This is a genomic window from Bacillus sp. PS108, assembly GCF_037963335.1.
GTDB lineage: Bacteria > Bacillota > Bacilli > Bacillales > Bacillaceae > Bacillus > Bacillus subtilis.
The window spans coordinates 638627-663289 of record NZ_CP150155.1; the positions used below are offsets into that span (position 1 = coordinate 638627).

The 24663-nt window shown below is 44.0% G+C and carries 20 protein-coding genes; 10 read left to right on the plus strand and 10 right to left on the minus strand.

What is annotated here, in order from left to right; translation table 11 throughout:
* Window positions 1–549: 549 nt before the first annotated feature.
* Window positions 550–3051, minus strand: a complete 2502-nt coding sequence (gene gutR, locus NSQ16_RS03335) for a glucitol operon transcriptional regulator GutR (protein WP_230488034.1) — start codon at window positions 3049–3051, stop codon at window positions 550–552.
* Window positions 3052–3252: 201 nt separating this feature from the next.
* Here gutR and gutB point away from each other — a divergent pair, with 201 nt between their 5' ends.
* From gutB to NSQ16_RS03350, 3 genes are all read left to right on the plus strand, one after another.
* Window positions 3253–4314: a sorbitol dehydrogenase gene (gene gutB, locus NSQ16_RS03340; protein WP_227058655.1), complete on the plus strand. Its 1062-nt coding sequence runs from the start codon at window positions 3253–3255 to the stop codon at window positions 4312–4314.
* 73 nt (window positions 4315–4387) lie between these two features.
* Window positions 4388–5779, plus strand: coding sequence for an MFS transporter (locus tag NSQ16_RS03345; RefSeq protein WP_230488035.1), 1392 nt, complete (start codon window positions 4388–4390; stop codon window positions 5777–5779).
* A 94-nt stretch (window positions 5780–5873) separates the two neighbouring features.
* A complete protein-coding gene (locus tag NSQ16_RS03350; RefSeq protein WP_080528996.1) occupies window positions 5874–6836 on the plus strand; it encodes a carbohydrate kinase in 963 nt (320 codons plus the stop codon).
* A gap of 58 nt (window positions 6837–6894) precedes the next feature.
* On the opposite strand, the gene NSQ16_RS03355 is transcribed toward NSQ16_RS03350, so the two are convergent.
* Window positions 6895–7890 carry a potassium channel family protein gene (locus NSQ16_RS03355; RefSeq protein WP_116316324.1) on the minus strand — a complete coding sequence of 332 codons (996 nt, stop codon included), beginning with the start codon at window positions 7888–7890 and terminating at the stop codon, window positions 6895–6897.
* A 584-nt stretch (window positions 7891–8474) separates the two neighbouring features.
* Here NSQ16_RS03355 and iolT point away from each other — a divergent pair.
* Window positions 8475–9896, plus strand: a complete 1422-nt coding sequence (gene iolT / locus NSQ16_RS03360; RefSeq protein ID WP_003234027.1) for a myo-inositol transporter IolT — start codon at window positions 8475–8477, stop codon at window positions 9894–9896.
* Window positions 9897–9943: 47 nt separating this feature from the next.
* Here iolT and bdhA read toward each other — a convergent pair whose 3' ends face one another.
* Complete coding sequence (bdhA, locus tag NSQ16_RS03365; RefSeq protein WP_003234015.1) at window positions 9944–10984, minus strand: (R,R)-butanediol dehydrogenase; 1041 nt, start codon at window positions 10982–10984, stop codon at window positions 9944–9946.
* 436 nt (window positions 10985–11420) lie between these two features.
* On the opposite strand from bdhA, the gene walM reads away from it, so the two are divergent.
* Window positions 11421–11792: a cell wall metabolism protein WalM gene (gene walM, locus NSQ16_RS03370; protein WP_003234013.1), complete on the plus strand. Its 372-nt coding sequence runs from the start codon at window positions 11421–11423 to the stop codon at window positions 11790–11792.
* Between the two features lie 65 nt (window positions 11793–11857).
* Window positions 11858–12904, plus strand: coding sequence for a PD40 domain-containing protein (locus NSQ16_RS03375; protein WP_032722967.1), 1047 nt, complete (start codon window positions 11858–11860; stop codon window positions 12902–12904).
* Window positions 12905–12937: 33 nt separating this feature from the next.
* On the opposite strand, the gene NSQ16_RS03380 is transcribed toward NSQ16_RS03375, so the two are convergent.
* The 7 genes from NSQ16_RS03380 to NSQ16_RS03410 all read right to left on the minus strand — a co-directional run bounded on the left by NSQ16_RS03380 (window position 12938) and on the right by NSQ16_RS03410 (window position 18934).
* Complete coding sequence (locus NSQ16_RS03380) at window positions 12938–13096, minus strand: hypothetical protein (protein WP_003234009.1); 159 nt, start codon at window positions 13094–13096, stop codon at window positions 12938–12940.
* Window positions 13097–13292: 196 nt separating this feature from the next.
* Entirely contained in the window at window positions 13293–13502 is a 210-nt protein-coding gene (locus NSQ16_RS03385; RefSeq protein WP_003234008.1) for a cold-shock protein, read from the minus strand.
* Between the two features lie 82 nt (window positions 13503–13584).
* On the minus strand, window positions 13585–14406 hold the full coding sequence (locus NSQ16_RS03390; RefSeq protein ID WP_038428511.1) for an alpha/beta hydrolase: 822 nt from the start codon (window positions 14404–14406) through the stop codon (window positions 13585–13587).
* A gap of 12 nt (window positions 14407–14418) precedes the next feature.
* Window positions 14419–15408 carry a DUF4003 domain-containing protein gene (locus tag NSQ16_RS03395; protein ID WP_038428512.1) on the minus strand — a complete coding sequence of 330 codons (990 nt, stop codon included), beginning with the start codon at window positions 15406–15408 and terminating at the stop codon, window positions 14419–14421.
* A 98-nt stretch (window positions 15409–15506) separates the two neighbouring features.
* Window positions 15507–17048 (minus strand): outer spore coat copper-dependent laccase CotA, encoded by a 1542-nt coding sequence (gene cotA / locus NSQ16_RS03400; RefSeq protein ID WP_014479048.1) that lies wholly within the window; start codon window positions 17046–17048, stop codon window positions 15507–15509.
* Window positions 17049–17199: 151 nt separating this feature from the next.
* Window positions 17200–18609 carry a GABA permease gene (gene gabP, locus NSQ16_RS03405; protein WP_003233998.1) on the minus strand — a complete coding sequence of 470 codons (1410 nt, stop codon included), beginning with the start codon at window positions 18607–18609 and terminating at the stop codon, window positions 17200–17202.
* Between the two features lie 37 nt (window positions 18610–18646).
* Window positions 18647–18934, minus strand: coding sequence for a hypothetical protein (locus NSQ16_RS03410; RefSeq protein ID WP_032678949.1), 288 nt, complete (start codon window positions 18932–18934; stop codon window positions 18647–18649).
* A 73-nt stretch (window positions 18935–19007) separates the two neighbouring features.
* Here NSQ16_RS03410 and mneS point away from each other — a divergent pair, with 73 nt between their 5' ends.
* The 4 genes from mneS to NSQ16_RS03430 all read left to right on the plus strand — a co-directional run bounded on the left by mneS (window position 19008) and on the right by NSQ16_RS03430 (window position 24617).
* On the plus strand, window positions 19008–19880 hold the full coding sequence (gene mneS, locus NSQ16_RS03415) for a manganese transporter MneS (protein WP_015382984.1): 873 nt from the start codon (window positions 19008–19010) through the stop codon (window positions 19878–19880).
* A 349-nt stretch (window positions 19881–20229) separates the two neighbouring features.
* Window positions 20230–21192, plus strand: coding sequence for a MoxR family ATPase (locus tag NSQ16_RS03420; protein ID WP_038428514.1), 963 nt, complete (start codon window positions 20230–20232; stop codon window positions 21190–21192).
* Window positions 21192–22388, plus strand: a complete 1197-nt coding sequence (locus tag NSQ16_RS03425) for a DUF58 domain-containing protein (RefSeq protein ID WP_230488036.1) — start codon at window positions 21192–21194, stop codon at window positions 22386–22388. The genes NSQ16_RS03420 and NSQ16_RS03425 overlap by 1 nt, the downstream gene beginning before the upstream one ends.
* A gap of 21 nt (window positions 22389–22409) precedes the next feature.
* Entirely contained in the window at window positions 22410–24617 is a 2208-nt protein-coding gene (locus NSQ16_RS03430; protein WP_339232570.1) for a DUF4129 domain-containing transglutaminase family protein, read from the plus strand.
* The last annotated feature ends 46 nt before the right edge of the window (window positions 24618–24663 follow it).

Sequence of the window (24663 nt, forward strand, 5' to 3'; positions counted from 1 at the left end):
GCAGGCATCAAACAGCTCAAAAGTACTTTCTTAACAAACTTGGTCACATTAATTAGTCACTTTTTAATTAATAATGCCATTGATAATTTTTCCCTCGATAACTAACTTTGATCACTGACCACAACGATTAATTCATACTTACTTTTATAGGGTAGTTAGAAATAAAATTATAGATTTTTGTTTATAGTAATATATGATTGTACATTGAATAACCTGAAACCAAATATATGCATATTGGTTATTTTAAATAATAGAAATTCAGCTAAAAAATATTCTAGTACTAAAAGGTGCTGAAAGGGTATCTATTATTATGTGTTATTGAATGAATAATCTACCAGGAATGAATGTTCTGAAACGCATGATATAAGGATTATACAGTTGAATATTTTAATGTGAAACTTCAAAATCAATGGGCGGTATGATGTAATTAAACGGCGAAAATCTTTAATATACCAAGGATTTTCCCGTTCATCTGAAATGCTCATAACATACTATCAAAAAAAGAAGTTGTGAGAGGTTTATTCTAAGATTGACCTCATACTTTCCTAACTACAATGTGATTTCACCATTTCCTTCAACCACTCTACCCAGTTCTTCCACCTCTCCCCGAATCCCAATCGCAGGCTCCCACGAATCAATCAAACGAATCACACTTTGAATAGCTTCAATCGCTTTCGTTTTCTCTCCTTTACGGTTCAACAGCTGCGCCATCCCGTAAAAATAATAGATCAACTCAACCTGATTGGCGTTATGTTTGTCATAGAGCATTTGCTCAAAGGCTTCTTCCGCTTTCTCAAATTGACCACATTTCACGTAAGCGACACCCAGATTGAAATAGGCTTCTATCGTTTTTTCGCCGCCGTACGTGGAGCTGATTTCATTTGCCGCTTCGTATAATTGAATGGCTTCTTCATGATGACCTCTCGCAAAGCTTAAGTCACCGCGAACCAATAGAACTCTGTGTTGAATGGTAGGGGAAATCAGTTGATCTTCAATTTCGCTTAAAATGGTCTCTGCTTTTTCCTGTTGCCCGGCTTTTAAAAACAGCCTTGCTTTGAGTGCATGTCCCCAAACCTTTAGATCATAGGCATCGTGAGCGTCTGATTGTTCCAGAATCCTCAGCCCGGCTTCAATTTGCTGTAAGGCCCTGTCTAAATCATTGACTTCCATCAGAGCCCAGCCTGCTGTGTCGATTCGGAAGTACGCTTCTCGTGTGTGTTGGCCTAAGTGATGGGCGGCGTCGGCCGCTTTGCGTCCGTATTCGATTCGCAGGGGCAGGTTGATTCTGCTTAGAAAATGGCTAATGCGGGTGATGAGTTCGATTAGGATTTCTTTTTGTTCAGTTTCACTTGCCCATTGGATGACCTTTAAGATGTTTGGCCATTCTTGTTTCATTTGATCTAAGTTCCGTCCCAGCAGGTAGCTCCAATAGATAGAGTTGGGCTGTTCCCGCTTTAAATGGGTTTCGGCATAATCAACATAATAGTGCGCCCAGCGATTGCGGGCTTCTTTTTCATATTCGTGCTGTTCGGACAAGTGCTGTTCTCCGTAAGCGACAACGGTTTGGTGCGCTAAGTATTGTGTCCTGCCTTGGCTTCGTTCCGGCTGAATCAGCGCATATGACCGCATTTGTTCAATCGCGTAATGAAAACGGCGGGTGTCTAATCCGGCCGCTGCCGCCAGGCTTTTTTCATCAGGCGGCTTGCTGAAAAAGCAAAGCGCCTGCCAGAGCTTTCGTGTATCTTTGTTGCATCTGTCCCAGGTGCGGCCAAAGAGGAACTCAAACAATTCCAGCAGTGTGTAGCCTGCTTTTCCAAGCTCATGAATCAGCTGCTGAGCCGGAATGTCATCGTCTGACATATAGGCAATGCTGAGTGCCATGGCTTTCGGGTTTCCGGCAGTCGCTGAAATGAATTCGTTTTTTAGGTCAGACGATAGGTGTAACAGATGCTCCAGCTTTTCCCGTTTATGTGGGAGGTTGCATGTTTGTAAGCATCGGTGCACTTCTTGCTGAAAAAAATCCAAGGCATCTGTTTGCTCAAGGCCGCTCAGCTGAATAGCTGTCATTTCTCCGAAGCTTTCCCGATAGGTCTGCTTTACGTTTTCCCGTGCTGTGAGGAGGACTTTCACGCCTTGCGGAAGGCTGGTGATAAATTCATGAATGTCACGTTCTGCAGTATCAATGCTGTCAACGATCAGCAGGATCGGTTTTTCTCTAGTGTAATTAGCTAACGCATTGCGGACGACGAACCGTTTTTCATTGATTGATTTATCGATTTGTTCTGTGCGCCCGAGCTGATAGGCGATCGTATTTAAAAAATCGCTAAAGCTCAATCCTTTCCAATCAGCGCTGACCCAGATGATGCTGTTGAATGCGGGCCAATCTGAAGTATCGCCGACACAGGAATAGGCGGCTTCAAGAGCGACTGTGGTTTTTCCCATACCAGCCCAGCCGGTGATTAAACAGACTGGTGACGGAGAAAGCATCCATTGCCGTATTGCTTCCATATCAAAGCTGCGCCCGATAAAGCGTCCGGACCAGCGTGAGGGTAAATTATGAGTGATAGGCTGTTCTGTAAGCGCATTCGTTTCATGGCCGGGTCTGTCATGAAACAGCCGTTTTACTACATTTTCAATTTCGTCTTCACTCGGAGCCCCGAATAATCCGTCTTTTCGCAGTATTTTCGCTTTTTTCAAACAGGATGCTGCCCATACAGGCAATGCGGGTTTGATGACTGGGATAGTGGTGGCTTCCAGCAAGTCGGTCAACCACTCGATATCCAAGTCGGTCTTTTCGAGAATGATCCAGATCATTCCGAACAGTTTTCCGTCGTCGATTCTTCCGGGAATGTAGTTTGCCCCCATCTGTCCGATCCAGCTTTTGATCGTGTTTGGGGAGACTCCCAGCTGGAGTGCGATTTTATCTATGTAAGACTGTCCTGTTTTTTCATTCTTTTTCCTTCTGACTTTATAATCAGGATGAAGTTTTAGCGTTTTGACGCCAGGTGCCAGCAGTTGTGCAAATTGTTTTCGGTTTTCAAGTTCAGCCATAAGCCTGCACCTCCTATTAGTACTATTTTATCAATCCAGCGTTTTTTGTATATGAAAAAATAAAAGTACAGTGCCGCTGTCCTTTTATACAGCAGGAAAGGCTGTTGAACGTGTTGAAAAGCAGATAAAATGGGGGCAGTAACAGAGAAAACAAAAATGTATGCACTTACATTTTATTTTCTAAAGAAAGGAACTTGCCAAATGACTCACACAGTACCTCAGAACATGAAAGCGGCTGTTATGCACAACACAAGAGAGATCAAAATTGAAACATTGCCTGTGCCTGACATCAATCATGATGAAGTGTTGATTAAGGTGATGGCTGTCGGAATTTGCGGATCTGATCTGCATTACTATACAAATGGCCGAATAGGCAACTATGTTGTGGAAAAACCATTTATCCTTGGGCATGAATGTGCGGGAGAAATTGCCGCTGTCGGATCATCTGTCGATCAATTCAAGGTGGGAGACCGCGTCGCTGTAGAGCCGGGTGTTACGTGCGGACGATGTGAAGCGTGCAAAGAAGGGCGTTATAACCTTTGTCCGGATGTACAGTTTTTGGCCACGCCGCCAGTAGACGGCGCGTTTGTCCAATATATTAAAATGCGTCAGGACTTTGTTTTCTCTATCCCAGACTCACTTTCTTATGAAGATGCTGCTTTGATCGAGCCGTTTTCTGTCGGCATCCATGCGGCGGCCAGAACGAAGCTACAGCCCGGATCAACGATTGCGATTATGGGGATGGGCCCTGTTGGGTTAATGGCTGTTGCCGCAGCTAAAGCATTTGGGGCAGGCACAATCATTGTCACCGACTTAGAGCCGCTGCGGTTAGAAGCTGCGAAAAAAATGGGAGCGACTCACATTATTAATATACGTGAACAGGATGCACTTGAAGAGATTAAAACGATCACGAATGATAGAGGCGTTGATGTTGCTTGGGAAACAGCAGGGAATCCAGCGGCATTGCAATCCGCACTGGCTTCTGTGCGCCGGGGCGGAAAATTGGCGATTGTCGGTTTGCCTTCACAGAACGAGATTCCGCTCAACGTGCCGTTTATTGCGGATAATGAGATTGATATTTACGGGATCTTCCGTTATGCCAATACGTATCCGAAGGGAATCGAATTTCTTGCTTCAGGCATTGTGGACACGAAGCATCTAGTAACGGACCAATATTCGCTGGAGCAGACGCAAGATGCAATGGAGCGGGCGCTTCAATTTAAGAATGAATGTTTAAAAGTGATGGTGTATCCAAATCGCTGAGTGAACAGGGAGGATCTTCGTATTCTCCCTCTTGTTTACTGGAAATGAAAACGGATTCTTGGGGTGGGAAATGATGATTGAAACAGAAAAAGTAACGGCAATGATAGTGAAGCATCAGTCAAAATCCAGTACCGGACTGTCCTGGTTTGAACGAATCGGTTATGGATTCGGCGATATGTCGTATAATATTATCTTTCAGTTTGTAAACGCATACTTATTATTTTATTATACAGACGTCGGCGGCATTCAGCCTGCGGTGATCGCAACTTTGTTTCTTGTTGTGCGTGTGCTGGATGCTATTTTTGACCCGATCATGGGATTGATTTTAGATAAAACGAATACAAGGTGGGGAAAAGCAAGGCCATATTTGCTGTGGGTGGCATTTCCTTTTGCGCTATTCACATTCTTATGTTTCACGACGCCTCATTTCGGTGAGACCGGAAATATGGTATATGCGTATGTCACTTATATTCTGCTTGGGATGTCCTTTAGTATGCAAACGATCCCGGTGAACAGCTTAACGGGGCGGATGACGAATTCGGTGGAGGAACGGACGGTTCTGACCACAACCCGGATGATTTTGGTGTATATCGGCATTCTTTTATCCATTTCCTGTGCGACACCGCTTGCAACTGCTATCGGAGGAGAGAATCAGGCGTTTGGGTTTCAAATGACGGCGCTCATCTATGCGGCTGTCAGCATCGTTTTGAATCTATTTAGTTTCTTTACTGTACGGGAGCGAATTCAGCCTAAAAAGAGAAAAAAACAAGGGATCAAAAAGACATTCTCCGTTTTATTCCGAAACAAACCCTTGCTTATGTTAATTTCATCCTTTTTGGCTTTTGCGATCGGGTTTAATATTAAGCTCAGCACGATGGTGTATTATTTTACGTATAACGTCAACCATAAAGAGTTCGTATTTATGGGCACCGTTTTATTTTTCGGAGCAGCGCTGATCAGCAATTTGTTTATTCCTTTCTTTTCTGAGAAGTGGGGCAGAAAACAAGTCATGATCATCACGGCAGCTCTATCGCTTATTTCTTATGCCGGCCTGCATTTTACGCCGTATTCTTCCATTACACTCATTTTCATTTGGCTTTTCGTTTCGGGATTTTTCACAACGCCTTTAAATACGCTTGCTTGGGGAATGGTGGCTGATTGCGTCGATTATGCGGAATGGAAAACCGGAGTTCGCGCGGATGGTGTTGTGATTTCGAGCATGAGCTTTATTAATAAGCTGGGTGTTGCGTTAGCCGGGTCTTTTTCGGCCATTTACTTAGGAATCGCCGGGTATGTGGCGAATACAGACCAGACAGTTGCGTCATTGAATGCGATTAAAAATATGAATGCTTTGATTCCGGGATTTTTCATTTTGCTTTCTATTATTCTTATCGCCTTCTATCCTTTAACGGAAAAAAGATATAAACACATCATCTCTGAGCTGGAGCAAAGGTCTGCGAGATAAATATATGTAAAATTTTTAATATTCAATGTTGTATTTACGGCAGAAAGTAATATACTGAGACTGTAATCTAGACTTTATAAATGAGTGTGATAATATGCGTAGTCATTCTGTAGTTTGTATTGGGGAATTGTTGATTGATTTCTTTTGTACCGATGTTGACGTTGATTTAATGGAAGGGCGCCAATTCCTGAAAAGTGCCGGCGGGGCACCGGCGAATGTGTCGGCAGCAATTGCCAAGCTGGGCGGAGACGCCGCTTTCAGCGGAAAAGTAGGAAAGGATCCGTTTGGGTATTTTCTGAAGCAAACTTTGGACGCTGTACACGTCGATACCTCTATGCTGGTGATGGATGAGAAAGCGCCTACAACGCTTGCTTTTGTTTCATTAAAACAAAATGGAGAGCGTGACTTTGTTTTTAATAGAGGCGCGGACGCTTTGTTTACGCTGGAGGATATTGACCAGGAAAAACTAAACGAAGCGAAAATCCTTCATTTCGGCTCTGCAACGGCACTGCTATCAGATCCGTTTTGCTCAGCCTATTTACGGCTGATGTCGAGTGCGAAAGACAATGGACAGTTTATTTCGTTTGACCCTAACTACCGTGAAGATTTATGGAGGGGAAGAGTCTCAGAGTTTGTAAGTGTTGCGAAAAAAGCGATCGCTGTAAGTGATTTTGTGAAAGTCAGTGACGAGGAGCTTGAGATTATCAGCGGTGTGAAGGATCATGAAAAGGGTGTTGCGATCCTTCATGAGATCGGAGCCAACATTGTCGCTGTGACACTTGGGAAAAGCGGAACGCTTCTTTCCAATGGAAAAGACCATGAAATCATTCCAAGCATTCCGGTGACATCAATTGACTCAACAGGGGCGGGAGATGCTTTTGTCGGTGCGGCTTTATATCAATTGGCAAATACGGATCAGATTCAATCTGTAGATGCTGATTTTGTGAAACTGCGTGAGATTGTGGCGTTTGCCAATAAGGTCGGAGCTCTTGTGTGCACTAAAATTGGAGCGATTGATGCACTGCCGAGCTTGGATGAGATTGAAGTTTCTTTGTAAACATTGAAGATGTTTCTTGAAAGTCTTTGGACTTTTGGAGGCATCTTTTTTTATTTGCCTACTCTCGTACAGGCCATTTTCGAGCACCCGCTTGGATAATTCCCAGCAGCAATTGACGACGTTCCTTTATTGAATTGACGGCAATTTGAAATGTTTGCTTTGATAAAGCCGGTATGCCTGATTGTTGAAGCTTTGAGATGTCTGGTTCCGGCGGCGCTTGTTCTGCAGGATGGATATAGGCAGTATGAACGGTGTCCAGGTAGTTTTTGATACTTGAGCGCGCTTCTTTGATGTGAAGCTGATTCGGCTGATATTGTTCAGGAATTCCGTATTTGAAAATGGTTAGAGCCTCATCCAATACAGCAACAGCTATAATGGATGATTCCTGATGCTGCGTGCTGTGGTAAAAATGAAGGATGGGGAAGGCGTTATGCTGAGCGGTCAGCTTTCCCAGTTCTGATGAGGCAGCGACAAGAAGAAAATCAATGTCGTGAAAATCTTTGCCATTCCATGCATTATGGACGATTTCTGTTCCGTCATGTCCTAGACTTAATACACTTTGGGCAAAGGAGCGTTTTTGATTAACCGCACTCAAGACGGAAATCAAATACGTGACAGAAAACGTGATGGTAAGCAGTCCTTGAGCTGTTTCAATAATCGTGACAAGCTTCCATAGGCCTCCGTTCGGAGCGAGGTCGCCATTTCCTAATGTAAACATGACATAGCCGGAAAAATAAATTCGGTCTGACCAGGAAGCCGGTTCTTTTGATTGAGTTTCCATAAGTGAGTGAGGGTCACTCGAGTAAATCAAAACCCACCCGCTCCAAAATAGACTGATCCATATCACTAACGTCAGGCATAACAGCAGAGGACCAGCCATACTTAGAACCTTTGCGTGGTCACCGCTGATTTTGCGGCAGCCCTTCCACAGCCAGGCAGACAGGCATCTTGTGATCGGGCCGGCACCGCTCTCTAACCATAACGTGGTCCATAAAAAATCAATCATCCCCGCTGTCAATAATAAAAGGCCTGCAATGATATAACCCTCATTCATTTTGGTTGCCTCCCTTAAGTCAGCCTTCTTTTATTTTCTTCTCTATTTCCTTTTATCCTGAGTCTGAAACAATTGAACGAATGTTTGATTTTACAGAGAAAAATAGGTGGGAGTTACCCAATACTTACTCATTTTTCGATATGAACAGAAAATCACAAGATTTTTGACTTGATTCACACATTTTCATGAAGAAAAACGTTCATTTTCCCCTTGAATTGGTGATTTTCCTTTTATAGAGTAAAAAATTTTCAGAAATTTATATTGACTGAAAGCGTTTTTATAATTATGATAATATCAGATATAACAAAAATGTCACTATAACATCACTACAATTGAACTATTAAGTGACTAATAAATACCAAATGAACGAGGTTATGCACAAAGAAATGACCATTGTTCTTTTAACGAGAAATGAAATCGCTTCCATAGGGATTGACATGCTAAGAAGAAGGGAAGGTTATGAGGTTATTGGATAAAAACATGAACAACTATTTTCTGAAGCCTGCTTACGAAATGTGAGGAAGGCAGCAGCCCTGGAATAAGTTTTTGACATACGCATTTTGAAAAAGACTGGGGGAAACAGTATGAATAAACAAGGAAATCAAATGTCATTTTTACGTACAATTATTTTAGTCTCCACTTTCGGCGGGCTTCTTTTTGGCTATGATACCGGTGTGCTCAATGGAGCTTTGCCGTATATGGGAGAGCCGGATCAGCTTAATCTCAATGCCTTCACAGAAGGCCTTGTCACCAGTTCACTTCTTTTTGGAGCGGCACTGGGTGCTGTGTTTGGCGGCAGGATGTCTGATTTTAACGGCCGCCGCAAAAATATTTTGTTCCTCGCTGTTATATTTTTTATTTCAACGATTGGGTGTACGTTTGCACCAAATGTTACGGTCATGATTATTTCCCGTTTTGTGCTCGGTATTGCGGTTGGGGGTGCATCCGTAACGGTGCCTGCCTATTTAGCAGAGATGTCTCCTGTGGAAAGCAGGGGACGGATGGTGACGCAGAACGAATTGATGATTGTATCAGGACAGCTTTTGGCCTTTGTTTTTAATGCGATCCTTGGAACAACAATGGGAGACAACTCCCATGTGTGGAGGTTTATGCTGGTCATTGCGTCACTTCCAGCCTTGTTCCTGTTTTTCGGCATGATCAGAATGCCCGAGAGTCCCCGTTGGCTTGTTTCTAAAGGAAGAAAAGAAGATGCTTTGCGTGTATTGAAAAAAATCAGGGACGAAAAACGGGCAGCAGCTGAGCTGCAAGAAATTGAATTCGCTTTCAAAAAAGAAGACCAGCTTGAAAAAGCGACATTTAAAGATCTTTCAGTCCCATGGGTGCGCCGTATTGTGTTTATTGGATTAGGGATTGCGATTGTACAGCAAATTACAGGTGTGAATTCGATTATGTATTATGGGACTGAAATTCTAAGAAATTCCGGTTTCCAAACGGAAGCCGCTTTAATCGGAAATATTGCGAATGGCGTGATTTCGGTATTGGCAACATTCGTCGGAATCTGGCTGCTGGGAAGAGTGGGGCGCCGGCCGATGCTGATGACAGGCTTGATCGGTACGACAACAGCATTATTGCTAATCGGGATATTCTCACTTGTACTTGAAGGATCACCGGCACTTCCGTATGTAGTCCTGTCATTAACGGTCACATTTCTTGCTTTTCAGCAGGGCGCCATTTCACCAGTGACTTGGCTGATGCTATCTGAAATTTTCCCGCTTCGCCTTCGCGGACTGGGAATGGGTGTTACGGTATTCTGTCTGTGGATGGTGAATTTTGCAGTCAGTTTCACGTTTCCGATATTGCTGGCAGCTATCGGGCTGTCCACAACGTTCTTTATCTTCGTTGGATTAGGAATTTGCTCTGTCTTGTTTGTGAAGAGGTTTTTGCCGGAAACGAAAGGGCTTTCGCTTGAGCAGCTGGAGGAAAACTTCCGCGCTTATGATCACAGCGGGGCAAAGAAGGATTCTGGGGCTGAAGTGATTGGATAATTTAAAAAAGAATCCGCACCCGAGTGCGGATTCTTTTTGGTTTCAAATTAGTTAGGTCTAACAAGGATTTTGACTTGGCTTTTCTCTTTAATAAGAGCCCCGAAGCCTTCCTCGATCAAATCATCTAGTACGATTTTTTTCGTTACGAGTTTGTCGGCTGAGAAATAGCCTTCTTTCATTAATGACAATACAGCCGGGAAGATGTCGCGGTATCCGATAATTCCTTTTACTGTACGTTCTTTGATTACGATATCGTTCGGATGGATTTCAGCACCTTTTTCCCAAATGCTGACGATGACGGTTTCACCGGCAATTGTAGTGGACTGGATGGCTTGTCGTAACACCACTGGGACACCAGTGACTTCGAATGCTACGTCAACACCGCCTCCTGTACGTTCTGCAATCTCAGCGACTACATCGTCTGTTTTAGACGGATCAACGATGATCGCGCCAAGCTCCTCAGCTTTTTGCTGGCGTTCAGGAGAAAGCTCAACAGCGTAAATATCAGTTGCACCGGCAGCCTTCAGCGCTTCAATGACAAGAAGTCCGATCGGGCCGCAGCCGAATACAGCCGCTTTGTCGCCTGCTTTGAGTTTGCTTGAGCGGACAGCGTATAGAGCAACTGCAGAAGGTTCAACGAGCGCGCCTTGTTCATATGATAATTCATCAGGAAGTTTGAACAAAAGCTCTTCATCCACAGAGACGTATTCAGAGAAACCGCCGCCTCCGCCGGCTAAGCCGAGGAATCCCATTTGTTCATCAAGGTTGTAGGCGCCTTGGTGGCCGTGTGTAGCAAAAATCGGCTCGACTACAACGCGGTCTCCAACTTTATAATTTTCAACGCCTTCTCCGACTTCGACAACTTCACCGGAGAATTCATGCCCCATTGTGACAGGTGCCGTTTCATTTGTTAATGGGTGCGGTTTGTCAACCGGAATAAAGATCGGGCCGCCCAGATATTCGTGTAAATCACTTCCGCAGATGCCGCACCATTTGACTTTGATCTTTACTTTTCCCGGCTCCGTTTTTGGCTCTTCGATATGTTCAATACGGATATCCTTTTGGTTATGCCATCTTGCTGCCTTCATGGATTACCACTCCTATAACTTTTGATGTGAGTAATTCCGCACCGGTCAATATGAACTGTTCACAAAATCGCCATTTTTAAAACCAAAAAAGAAATGAAATTTTTATATAATATAATCTACGTTTTTTTGAAAAAAGAAACTTTAAAGAAAAAAGGGTCTCGCACACTCTTTTTTCTTTATATGAGAGTATCAATTGTTTACATAGCTATGAATTTGGTTTGAACAATACGGTAATGGTTCGTTCATATTGAATGCGACAACTACTCTATCAATAATTATAACGCTAATACCGCTATTATAATAGGATAATCTTCCATGGTTTAATTTAGCAGAGGCAACTTTTTGACTTTGTAACATTACTGTAAGGATATTGAAATAAAAAATAGCTGGTTGATCGTGTATAATCTTCCTAGATGTTAACAAACAGGGGGACGAAATGTTGAAGAAAGTCATTTTAGCCGCTTTTATCTTAGTAGGAAGTACTTTGGGAGCTTTTAGTTTTTCATCAGATGCCAGTGCGAAACATGTGAACGGAAATATTACTTGGTATAATGGAGTCGGGAAAAAAGGCTCTTCAGGTAAGAAACTTGGACATTGGGATTGTGCGACCAAAATCGGATTTGATGTTCCTAGAAACGGGACAAAAATCAGAGCTTATGCAAAAGCAAAGCCTAAAAAGGTGATTACGGTTTATAAAAATGATGTTGGCAGAATGCCTAATGCAGTGCTGGATGTTAGCCCTAAAGCGTTTAAAGCGCTTGGATACCCATTAAGCAAAGGTAAAGTAGCGGGGCATTACAGCTATTAATGTACATATATAATCTGGAAAGCAAGAAGTCACATTCTTGCTTTTTCTATTGGTGGAGATAAAAGATGAAAAAAAGAATCATATTATTGTTAGCAGTGATAATAGCGGCAGCTGCCGCGGGGGTTGCGTTTTATGTTGCAAAGGATAAAGGCCATGAGAAGGCTGCTGATGTTTCAGTCAATACCGATAGCGGTGATGAGCTGCTGGTTTCAATTACAGATACGGATCTGCTGACAAAGTATTATGAAAATGACAAGGTGATCCATGAGGAGAAGCTGACCAGCTATCCGGCATTTGCCTTGGATCAAAAACAGCAGGTGCTCTATTATACGGGCAATAATGAACAGAATGAAATGAGGCTTTTTAAACTGGATCTAAAGTCTAATAAAAAGACGGTGCTTTATAAAGGCGCGGAGAGTGCGGACAGTTTGTTTTTATCAAAGGACCGTTCAACCATCTATTTCCGCTTAGGAAAAGCGGACGAAAGCAATTTTCGGATCGCCGCTTTTGATCTGAAAACGAAAAAGTACAAAAATCTTTATCCTGCCGCTAATGATCAGGATAACACCGTCAGCAGCTTCTTTTATAACCAAAAAAACGATTCATTTGCATTGCTTCATTATTCTGTAGAAGAAGACTACAAGAAAACAGATGAAGCAAACGAAAAGGGCATCGACCCTGAACCGACAACGATTCATTTTGCGGAAGGCCGCCAAAATAATTTTAATGAGCTGAAAAGCCTGAACCAATTTATCAGCGATATTGCTGTTTCTGATGATGATAAACGTATTTTATTCACATCATATACGCAAAAAGGAACGGAGCAAACCGCTTCTATTCAAATGCTCAATGCGGATACGAAAAAATATGAAGGCATCATCTCAAATCAAAAATCATTTAAGCTGTTAATTGACGCACAGCCTCAGTTTTCTAAGGATGGGAAGAACATTTATTTTCTTGCCGAAGCCAAGGGGGCTAAAAAGCTGAAGGACGAAACAGGGCGTGAAGCTAAGGTGCGGACGATTTATTCCTATAGCCTTGAAAATAAGACCTTCAAAAAAGTATGGGAAAATCCGAACGGCATCATCAACAGCTTTTCTGTGATTAACTAATAAAAACCACTCGGCTTGGGCTGAGTGGTTTTTTTAATGGATGAGGTGCAGGGCTAATGATCCGAGCCATTTAAAGATATGAATCAGAGGGACCGACAAAAACAGAAGTTCAACATAGAAGTTCATTGCAACATCCAGCTTTTTGAACGCAGCTCTTTTTTTCAAGTCTTTTTGCTGCTGGTTTGGGATCACGTTATCGCTCCTCTTATATCCATATTACACCATTAAAACAGACGAAAAAGCCCTAAACGTTTACAGTTTTGGGCTTCTTTCTTCGTATTTGGCCTCTTGCAATGAGAGGTTTTTATTCTGAAATATAGAATTTTGTCTCCGTTCGGGGTTTGTTTGCTTATTGCTTGCAGGAGTCTGCATTTGTTATAGGGAAGAACTAGCTTGTTTTCGTTTGGCTGTTGTTTTGGAGATTCACTAATGAACGGATGCCGTCGACCATTTTACTTCCGCACAAAGGGCACAATGGCGTATCACTGCTGGCGAAGTTTTTTCGGGTCCAGCCATTACAGTCTTCTTTTGTGCATTCCCAAGTACTCACATCTTCTTTTGGCAGCGGTTCTTGATTTCGTTTGTTATAGTAAGACATAAAGTCACTTCTTCCCTCATGTATTTTACTGCACATTTCCTATTGTCTCATACTTTTCCCTAATCTCCTAATTCCTTTTTCTTTATGACTTTCCAATAACCCCATCTAAAAAGGAGAGGAGTGTGCTGTTAAAAGCATCTGGCTCTTCTAGAAACGGGCAATGGCTGCTTTTAGAAAAGGTAACGAGTGTTGCGTTCGGAATATTGCTGCGCAAGTGTTCCCCAGCTGCTGTAGAGAAAAATTTCTTGTCTTCCCCGAAGCACAACAATGTCGGCACATTGATGTTTTGGAGGGTGCCCCGGTAATCAGCGGCGGTTTGGTTAAATAAAATCGTGCTAGAAATGGCAGCCGGCTGTTTGAGGATTTCTGCCAGCATCCATTCTGTTTCGGTCTCGGCAGGCGGTTCTGCGAACATATTTTGGATGAAGCTTTCGTAGAAAGGCAGCGGGTCAGTTTGAATGGCGTGCATCGCTGTTTTTAAGCCGTCAAAATCAAATGGACCGTGTTCCCAGCCCTCCCATTGATAGTCGGAAGCGGATTGATCGATGATCACAGCGGCTTGAATATTATCATTCCCAAATTGATTGAGATAATCCCATACGACAAAAGCGCCCATTGACCAGCCGGCAAGAACGACATGGTCAAGCTCCATTGCATTTAGAAATTCCCTTATGTCACGGGCATATTGGGAAATGGTGTGGCCGTGAAGCACTTTGTCAGATTCGCCGTGTCCTCTAAGATCAAGACGAATACATTGATAATTGGCATTGGCAGAAAGCGCCGAAAATTGTTTGTGGAAAAATTGTCCGCTCATCAGCACCCCATGTATAAACAGGATCGGCGTCCCGCTCCCGTGTGTTTCATAGTAAAGGCGTGTCTGATCTTCTAATGTGATGTATGGCATGTTTCTCCTCCTTTAGTTTCCATCATGAGTATGGCTGGCTGCTGTTGAGCTGATGATGACAGCTGTCGCGGCTGCCTGCTGCGCTTGAATGGCTGTTTCGATAGCGGTGTATAGTCCTGATTCCATCAGCAGATTTTTCTCCATATGCTCACTGAGATAGAGGCTGACAGCAATTTTAAAATTCATTTCCTTCTGCCATTTAAAAGCTTTTTCCTGGTTTAATTCGTCAGTGATGCACAAAACGGTTTTGATATCTGGCTCTTCCAGAAATGTGAGGAGAGCAAGGTCTGGATAATGATAATCCTTTGGTTTTTTGACAGATTCAGTGATTGATTGATATATCTGTTTGCAAGCGGAAACCAGCATTTCGGGCTCTTTTTCACTTTGCAAGGCCAGAATATGGCTGACCTGATGTAAGTACTGTCCTTTTTTAAAGCCGTTGGCTGCCAGCAGCTGATAGCATGTTTCCACCTTCTGTAGCGCCTGCAAACCTTTTCCGTTTTCTCCAAGCAGTATGGCAAGCGGAACATTCTGAGTTGAAGTGAGGAAATAATGATTTTTCTTCATCTGCTGATAAACTGCTAGCCCCATGTTCATCTGTTCTTTTTGGTTTGTCGTTTCAGATTTTCCGGTGAGCAAGATCAGAGCGGAAAGGTATGTGAACATATCCCGATTATATCCTAGCTTCACCATTTCATTGTATACATCGATAAAAGTATGAAATGTTTGTTTTGCCTCATGCTGAAAATGAATGTCCAGAATAGATGCAACAGTAAAGCGGTGGTGTGAATTGAGTGTTGAGAAGCTGCCGATGTTTGATTTGATATAGCTGCTCAAATCATAAAAGCGCTGAAAATCAAACTCTCTTTTATTCACAATATATGCAGAAGAAATGAGCATTAATATCTGATCGTGTGAAACTTTCCATTTTAATTTTGATTTTAATTCAGCATAAATGGAAATGTATTGCTTTATTTTTTCATGTAGGTCGTGTGTCAGCATAAAAAGCAGCTCCTTTTTGCTGTTTTTACGTAATACGATAAATAGGGCCAAAGGTTTCACAAAGAAAAAACTTGCCTGCTAGAGGCAAGTTTGTCGGGTTATTTATGGGGATCAGTTATATCCATCGGTCTCATCATGTCATAGTCTTCATGCTCTAGAATATGGCAATGCCATACGTATCGTCCGCTGTACGGACCGAATGTCGCCGCGATTCTCAGGACTTCACCTGCATGCGCTTGAATGGTGTCTTTCCAGCCCTTTTCACTTGGCGGCGGCGGGACAGCCGGACCGGTATAGGACAATTCCCCGCTTTCTTGATAACGGGCGATATCAAACGGCCGACGGTCTAATACACGGAAGGAGACTAGATGCAGGTGAATCGGATGTGTTCCGCGTGTCGGGTTGATAATGGACCATATTTCAGTTGTGCCCACTTTTGGTGCTTCTGTGACGGGATCGTGCCAGCGTTTGTTATTAAGCAGAAGGACGGGTCTGCCGTATTCGTCCTGGGTGCCTGCCAGTTTTAACGTTCTGATGTTTTGTATTCTTTCATGCTGTACCGAAGGGTATGAGGCGAGGTACTTCGGCTTTCTGCTTTCGTCTTTTTGTGCCAATGGTTTTGTGACTCTGAATTGCATGATATTCGCATCTGTTTCAGGATTGACGTCACCGCCGCAGCCCGCGCTGTTTGCCAAAATGATTGATTCTCCTTCATATGCTGTGAAGTCAATGATAATATCGTAACGTTCAGCAGGCGCAAGGCTGAAAGAATTCAGTTTAACAGATCGCGGCAGGAGCCCTCCATCTGAACCAATCTGAATAAACTCTCCGCCATTATCGAGTGACAGGTTATAGGTTCTTGTATTGGAGGCGTTGATGACACGGAATCGGTATTTCCTTGGCTCGACTTCCAAGTATGGCCATACCTTCCCGTTGACGAGTATGGTTTCTCCGCAAAAAGCCGGAACGATTGAAGGATTAGGCAGTGACGGAGAAGGGTTTTCCGGTGCGCTCGGATAAAACAAAGAACCATCCTCATTGATCGTGCGGTCTGTGATAAGAAGCGGCACATCGTATTCGTCTGAAGGCAGTTTTAAGCGTTTTTCCTTTGGGTCATGAATGATATATGCACCGACAAGTCCGGCATAGACATTTAGCCTGGTGAGCGCCATGGCGTGATCGTGATACCACAATATAGCCCCGCGCTGCTGGTTTGGATAATGATAAACCTCTCTTTTGAAATAAGGTCCTGTTTGTTCAAAGTCTTTGGAAAACCAAGCCTCCGGATACCCGTCACTATCATCTGGCGTGACGCCGCCGTGTAAATGAACAACAGTCTTTACCTCTGGCTCTTCATGCTGGCTGTCACTGTGATGAATGGTGTGATCAATCGGAAGGAAATGCGTGGAAGGAAGGTTATTCATCCATTTTACATATACGTTTTCATTTCTTTTAACCTCAATGGTCGGCCCCGGAAATAAGCCGTTGTAGCCCCACAGGCGGGTTGGAGGGAGATCGCGATGGAGCTGATGGGTGCATTCCTCCATGGTGACTTCGTAGTATGTTTTTTCTTTTGATTGCTGTACTGGCTTTAGTGTATCTGGGATTGGGAGAGCATCCACAAATTTTTCAAGTGTCATTTTCATCTGTCCTTATCTAAATTTTCCAAATTGGTACTATAGTTAATGACAATAAGGACGTGATGGTTACAAAAAATCTTCGTGCTGCAGCCCGCCCGAAGAAGAAAATAACAAAATCCTAAACGGCAGGCCGTTTAGGATTTGATCAGCATTAAGGCAGGATATCGGGCTGCTGCTGTGTGACTGGGTTGGCAGCCGCTTTCTCGCTCACCTTGCGTTTTCTGAACACAAGGTAAGAAATCAGAACGATTCCCGTGATGACGCCTGTCAGCAGCAGCTCGTCTCTCATGGAATCAATAAACGCCATGGACACTAAAATTCCGCAAATGGCGATGATGGTCAAGTAGGTTAGGAAAGGGAAGAGCCACATTTTGATCTTCAATGCTTCCGGGTTTGTTTTTTCGAGTTTTTTCCGCATTTTCAGCTGGGAAACAGCGATGACAAGATAGACGAGTAAAGCGATTGCGCCTGATGAGTTGACTAAGAATAAAAAGACGGTATCCGGTGAAAAATAGTTCATTACGACCGCGATATAAGAGAAAAATGTCCCGGCCACAATGGCTTGTACGGGAACGCCTTTTTTGCTCAATTTCATAAAACGGCGCGGCGCTTCGTTTCTTTCTGCTAGTGAATACAGCATTCTGGATGTGGTATACAAACCTGAATTCAGGCAAGAGAGTACGGCTGTGAGGACGATAAAGTTCATAATCTGTGCGGCTGCCGGCACTCCTATATGCTCAAGTACAGCGACGAAAGGGCTTTCTAAAATATTTGCTGAATTCCATGGCAACAGCGCCACGACAATGGCGATTGAGCCCACGTAAAAGACGATGATGCGCCATACAACGGATCTGGTGGCTTTTGTCACAGATTCGATCGGGTTGGATGTTTCCCCTGCTGCAATGGCAACGATTTCAGTTCCCATAAAAGAGAAGATGACAACGACAATGCCGAGCAATACGGAGCTGATGCCCTCCGGGAAAAATCCGCCTTTGCCTGTAAGATTCGAAAAACCGACTGGCTCACTGCCCGGTGCAAAGCCAAAAATAAAGGCAAAACCAACGATTAGAAAAGCAATGATAGTCACAACTTTAATGAGGGAGAACCAATATTCAAACTCACCGAAAGACTTAACGGAGTAGACGTTTGTCAGGGTGAGCACAATGGTCAAGATCAAACTTGTCAGCCACAGCGGAATATCATGGAACCAGTATTGAATAATGCCAGCACCGGCAATGGCTTCGATCGCGATGACGATCACCCAGAAAAACCAGTACAGCCAGCCGATTGTAAATCCTGCCCACGGTCCGATGGCGTCGTGAGCGTATTGAGAAAACGATCCGCTCGTCGGGTTTACGGCAGACATCTCACCGAGCATTCTCATAATAAAAATCACCAATAATCCGGCTAACGCGTAAGAAACAACGGCACCCGGACCGGTCGAGTGAATCACTGAACCGCTGCCTACAAATAGGCCGGCTCCGATTACACCGGCAATCGAAATCATTGTCATATGGCGGGTCTTTAATTCCTTTTTTAATCCTGATTGAGATTGGTTCATAAGTTACCTCCTTTTAAAATGCAATCATTACTGAATATTATGATAATTGAAACTCTATCATAAATATACAGTTTGTCGAAAATTCATGTGAGAAAATATAACGTTTTATTTCAAATTTGTAGTGTTTTGTTTGCGCTTTCAGCGAATGTGTGGAAAAAATGTTTCGTTTTTTATTTGCTGTGTGATTTTGTGTACTATTTACAATTCGATAGAATGCGAGAAGCGCTGGTGTCATTGGATCTGATGGGCTTTTTGGCGGAGCAAATAAATTGGATGAGAGAAAAAGTGTTCCATCGTCACTATTTTTCTGTGGCGGGTGAATCATGTTTCTGTAGACCCACTGCGGTTCAGCTTTGTAAGATAATAATAGGAAAATGTGAGCGGGGAGGAGGTTTTGTATGGAGAGATATGATGAACTGAAAAAGGGAGAATCCGGGGCGCTGGTCAGCATTGCCGCGTATCTTGTTCTTTCCGCAATTAAACTGATCATCGGTTATCTTTTTCACTCGGAAGCACTTACGGCAGACGGGTTAAATAACACAACTGACATTATTGCTTCTGTTGCTGTGCTGATTGGCCTGCGCATCTCTCAAAAGCCTCCTGACGAAGATCATCCATACGGCCACTTTCGAGCGGAAACGATTGCATCGCTTATCGCATCGTTTATTATGATGGTTGTCGGCCTGCAAGTGCTGTTCAGTGCCGGAGAATCTATTTTTTCTGCTAAACAAGAGACGCCGGATATGATTGCGGCTTGGACGGCAGCGGGCGGGGCAGTCCTGATGCTGATCGTTTATCGGTACAATAAAAGGCTGGCCAAAAAGGTGAAGAGCCAGGCGCTCCTTGCTGCGGCTGCTGATAATAAATCAGACGCATTCGTCAGTATCGGCACATTTATCGGCATTGTGGCTGCTCAATTCCATCTTGCTTGGATTGATACGGTCACTGCGTTTGTGATCGGTCTGCTTATTTGCAAGACCGCATGGGATATTTTTAAAGAGTCATCTCACTCTTTGACAGATGGATTCGACATAAAGGACATTTCCGCTTATAAACAGACAATCGAAAAAATCTCCGGTGTGAGCCGTTTAAAAGACATAAAAGCAAGATACTTGGGCAGTACGGTTCATGTTGATGTGGTGGTTGAGGTATCGGCTGATTTAAATATTACGGAAAGCCACGATATAGCCAATGAAATTGAGCGGAGAATGAAGGAGGAGCATGCGATTGATTATTCGCATGTTCATATGGAGCCTTTAGAACACAAATAATTGAGCTTCCTGCCACAGGAAGCTTCAGCGTGTCGACAAACCCTCGCATTCGTTGTCAGGTCTGCGCTTCGGTGCTCACGAATTAGAACATTCGCTCCGCTCCTATGCTCGTCCTTCCTAGACTTCAAGGGTTTTCAATCACGCTGAAAAGATGACAAAACCCTAAAATGAAAGCCATTTTAGGATTTTGTCAACAATCTGGAGCTTCCTGCCACAGGAAGCTTTTTTGTGTGTTTTGGCCAGCTTTATTGGAAACAATTTGCTAGAATCGTTTTTTTATACAGATTGCTTTTTGTGGTAAAGTTAGGTTACATTATGATGAATTTTGTAGATGACTAGGAGGAAAAGAATGGCATATCAAGAAGACCTGCATCCTTTGCTGGGGAAAGCAGTTGAACATATTAATAGAGTAATGGTTGGAAAACGAGACATCGCCATACTCAGCTTAGCAGCCCTTCTTGCCAAAGGGCATGTGCTGCTTGAGGATGTACCCGGAGTCGGAAAAACGATGATGGTCCGCGCGCTGGCAAAGTCAATCGGCGCCGATTTCAAAAGAATCCAATTCACTCCGGATTTGCTGCCATCTGATGTAACAGGGGTATCTATCTATAATGCGAAAACGATGGAGTTTGAATATCGTCCCGGCCCAATTATGGGAAATATCGTGCTGGCAGATGAAATCAACCGTACCTCTCCGAAGACACAGTCGGCTTTGCTCGAAGCGATGGAAGAGGGGAGCGTCACGGTAGATGGCCATACGATGCAGCTTGCCGATCCGTTTTTTGTGATGGCAACGCAAAACCCGGTCGAATATGAAGGGACCTATCCTTTGCCGGAAGCTCAGCTTGACCGTTTTTTATTCAAACTTCGGATGGGTTATCCGTCCTTTAATGAAGAGCTTGACGTCTTATCTCTTCAGGAAAAAAGCCATCCGATTGAGACGCTTGAGCCGGTTATTGCAAAAGAAGACTTCATCTGTTTACAGAGGGAAGTGCAAAATGTCCGTGCTGATAACAGCATTAAGGAATATATCGTTGAAATTGTGCAGAAAACGAGACAGCATCCTTCTGTTCAATTAGGCGTCAGTCCGCGCGGCTCAATCGCCCTCATGAAAGCGGCACAGGCATACGCGCTGCTGCATCATCGCGACTATGTCATACCGGATGATATTCAATATTTAGCTCCTTTCACGCTGCCGCACCGGATGATGCTTCATCCTGAGGCAAAATTTGAAGGGATTCAGGCAGAAGCGATCGTAAGGGAGATCATGTCAGCTGTGAAGGTGCCGGTTCAAAGGTCGTCGGTCCGCTGATGAATAAGAAATGGCAATGGCTCATATATGGTTGGAAGCTGATTATATTAACTTTATTGACGGCTGCTGTTTTTTCTTATGCGATGTTTCAGGGCGGCTTTGTCAGCTGGTTTTTGTTTTACGCGTTTCTCCCTTTTGTCTTGTATGCCGGGCTGTTGGCCTTGTATCCGCTCCGTTCTTTTCAGGCTTCAAGGCAAATGGATAAAACACAATTGCATGCGGGGGACAGGCTGGGCGTAACGGTTACGCTGAGAAGAAAGCTGCCATTTCCGCTGATGTATATGGTGATTGAAGATTGCCTGCCAGAAGGTATCGAGTCATTAAATCGAGACGGAGCCGCGGCCAAACGGCTCGTTTTTCCTTGGTTTAAACGGAGCATGACGATGTCGTATGAATTAGCTCGGGTACCGCGCGGAGAGCATCACTTTCATTCTGTCAGGGTGCGAACCGGGGATGTTCTTGGCTTGATTGAAAAAACTGCATTTTTTGAGCTGGATGATACCCTGTTTGTTTATCCATTCTATCAGCGTTTTTCCTATCAGGTGAATGAGAGGCATCAGGAAGACGGTGTAAGCGGTTCTTCTCCAATTCATGAGCACCATTCCTCAGTCGCAGCAAGTGTGCGGATTTATCAGCCGGGAGACCGGTTTGCTGCGTTAGATTGGAAGACTTCTGCACGGCGGAGCCAGCTGATGACGAAGGAATTTGAGCCTTCTCGCAGCAAAAATCTGTTTCTGCTGATGGACCGTTTTTCCTCAGACGCATTCGAAGAGGTCGTTTCAGTGACAGCTTCGATTCTTCATTCTGTTTTAAAAAACGGCGCGGGCGCTGGCTTGGCTTCCATCGGGAAGGAAAAAAACATTTTCCCTATTCAGGAAGGGGATCAGCATTTTAAGCACATGCTTCGGCATTTAGCCATCGCTCATTGTGATGCGGCAGACCCGATAAGCCGATATGCACGGGAAGAGCTGGGAAAGCCATCTGTTCGCCAAGCTGATCAAGTTGTTGTCACGGGACAGTTAACGGAAGATATGCTGCACCTCGCAGAAATAGGAGGCGGCCGGGTTACGGTGATACTGGCAAAAGAGAAAGATGCTGAGCTCTCTCAAGCTGAAAATGTCATGATTGAACGCATGATGAAACGCCAAATCAGAGTTCGGGTCATGAGGGGCGGGCGAGTTTCGCGTGTTGTTTAGAAAGAGAGGTGACTGGTTCACATGCCGCACGATGATCACAAGGGAAGCCGTTTGAGCTTGCTGTTATTTTATTTTCTGGCTTTTTTATTGCTGTGGGAGTGGCTCAGGCCGCTTGACAGTTTTACTGAAACGAAACATACAGGCTTTTTTAGTATCTTTATCGGCTTGACGTTTCTGCTGACTTTTTTCAGGATGAGGTGGTTTGTCACCGTTCCTTTTTGTGTCATATTTACATTGGTCTCGATACACATCCTGTTTTATCAAGGATCTATATTCGACTTGAGCTGGGTCAGCTCTTTTTTGCAGGATGTCTATCTGAATATCACGCTGATTCAATCAGGGCAATGGAATGACATGATTCCTTCATTTCGGACCCTGCTGTTTTTTGTGCTACTGTGGCTGCTGGTCTATCTCCTGCATTATTGGGTGATTTACCAGAGAAGAATTTTGTTTTTCTTTTTGATGACAGTAGCGTATATTACGATTCTTGATACCTTTACGCCATATGATGCCACTTTTGCCGTCATCCGTATCGTGCTGATCGGCTTCTTTATGCTGGGCCTTTTATACTTGGAACGCATTAAGCTGATGGAAAGAATCACACTGCCAAAAACATCTGTCCTGAAATGGTTTCTTCCTTTATCTGTATTGGTTTTGGCTGCAACGGGATTCGGACTCGCCGCTCCAAAATCAGAGCCGGCCTGGCCTGATCCGGTGCCTTTTCTTAAAAAAATCACTCATCAAGACCGCGTGTCTGCAGGGGAAAGCAAAATCGGATACGGGAATCATGATGAATCACTCGGCGGCCCGTTCCAGCAGGATGCTACACCTGTTTTTACATGGCAGGGAAAAGAGCGTACGTATTTCCGTGTGGAAACGAAGGACACGTATACCGGAAAAGGCTGGATTGAAACAGACACAGGCATGTCGTATCAGCTTAGCAATGGAAAAGTTGAAAATCTGTGGTTTGACCATAAGGTTGCGACAGAGCGCCGCACCGTCCGTGTAAAAGTCGATAAGCACTACGGGTATAACCATCTGATGTATCCGATTGGTGCGGAAACCATTCAGCCAAAGCAGGCTGTCTCACTTGAAATGAACGGCAACACGGAGCAAATTTCTCCGATCAGTGAACAAGCCGGTGAAATCAGAAATATGGGAAATTATACTGTAACGTACAATTCCCCGGTCTATAAGCTGGATGAACTGAGAAAGGTAAAAGTGAGAAAAAACAGTGAGGAGTACACATTCAGCGATCGCTACATGCAGCTTCCAGATTCACTGCCAGAGCGGGTGAGAACCCTTGCGATCAAACTGACTCAGGATCACGACAATATGTTTGATAAGGTGAAAGCGGTTGAGGACTATTTAGGGTCAAATGCGTTCACATATGAAACAGAAAACGTGACCATTCCTAAGAATGATGAAGATTATGTCGATCAATTTCTCTTTGAAACGAAAATGGGTTATTGTGATAACTTTTCTTCCGCCATGGTGGTGCTCTTGCGCTCGGCCGGGATTCCGGCCCGCTGGGTAAAGGGTTATACGTCCGGCGAATACAAAGAAGTAGGAAACAAAAATGGCAACATCTACGAAGTGACAAATAACAATGCCCATTCCTGGGTAGAGGTGTATTTCCCGGAACAGGGCTGGGTTACATTTGAGCCGACTAAAGGGTTTACAAATCCGGCTGAATTTACTTCTTCTGAAACAAAGGACTCTGGCAGCGATAACAGCAGCTCGCCGAAGAAAGCAAAACAGAAAGAAGAGAAAAAACAGCCGCAAAAAGAGGAAAAACAAAAGGAAAAGCGGGAGCCAGCTGTTTCTAAAAAGCCGTCCGCTTCGCATACCAATGCCGGTGCGGGCTTGTATGCAGCGCTTGCGGTTCTTGCAGTCCTCCTGGTGGCAGCTGTATTGCTGTATGTTTTCCGCTCGTTATGGATTCCTGTTTTCGCCGTGAGGAAATTGAAGCGGCGCAGCGATCAGCACGCGTTTTTTGAGGCATATGGCGCGCTGCTGAAACAACTGAAGAGAAAAGGACTGCCGAAACGAGACAGTGAAACGCTGCGTGATTATGCAAAACGAATCGATGAAAAATACGACATAGAAGACATGTCAAAGCTGACATTAAGCTATGAAAGGGCGCTTTACAGAAATGAAGATTCTTCGGCGCTATGGAATGATTCGAGAGAGTTATGGGAAAATTTAATTAAAAGAAGATGGTCTTGACCGCTTATCGACGTGTTGTTAGAATTAGTGAATATTATCGGAGTCT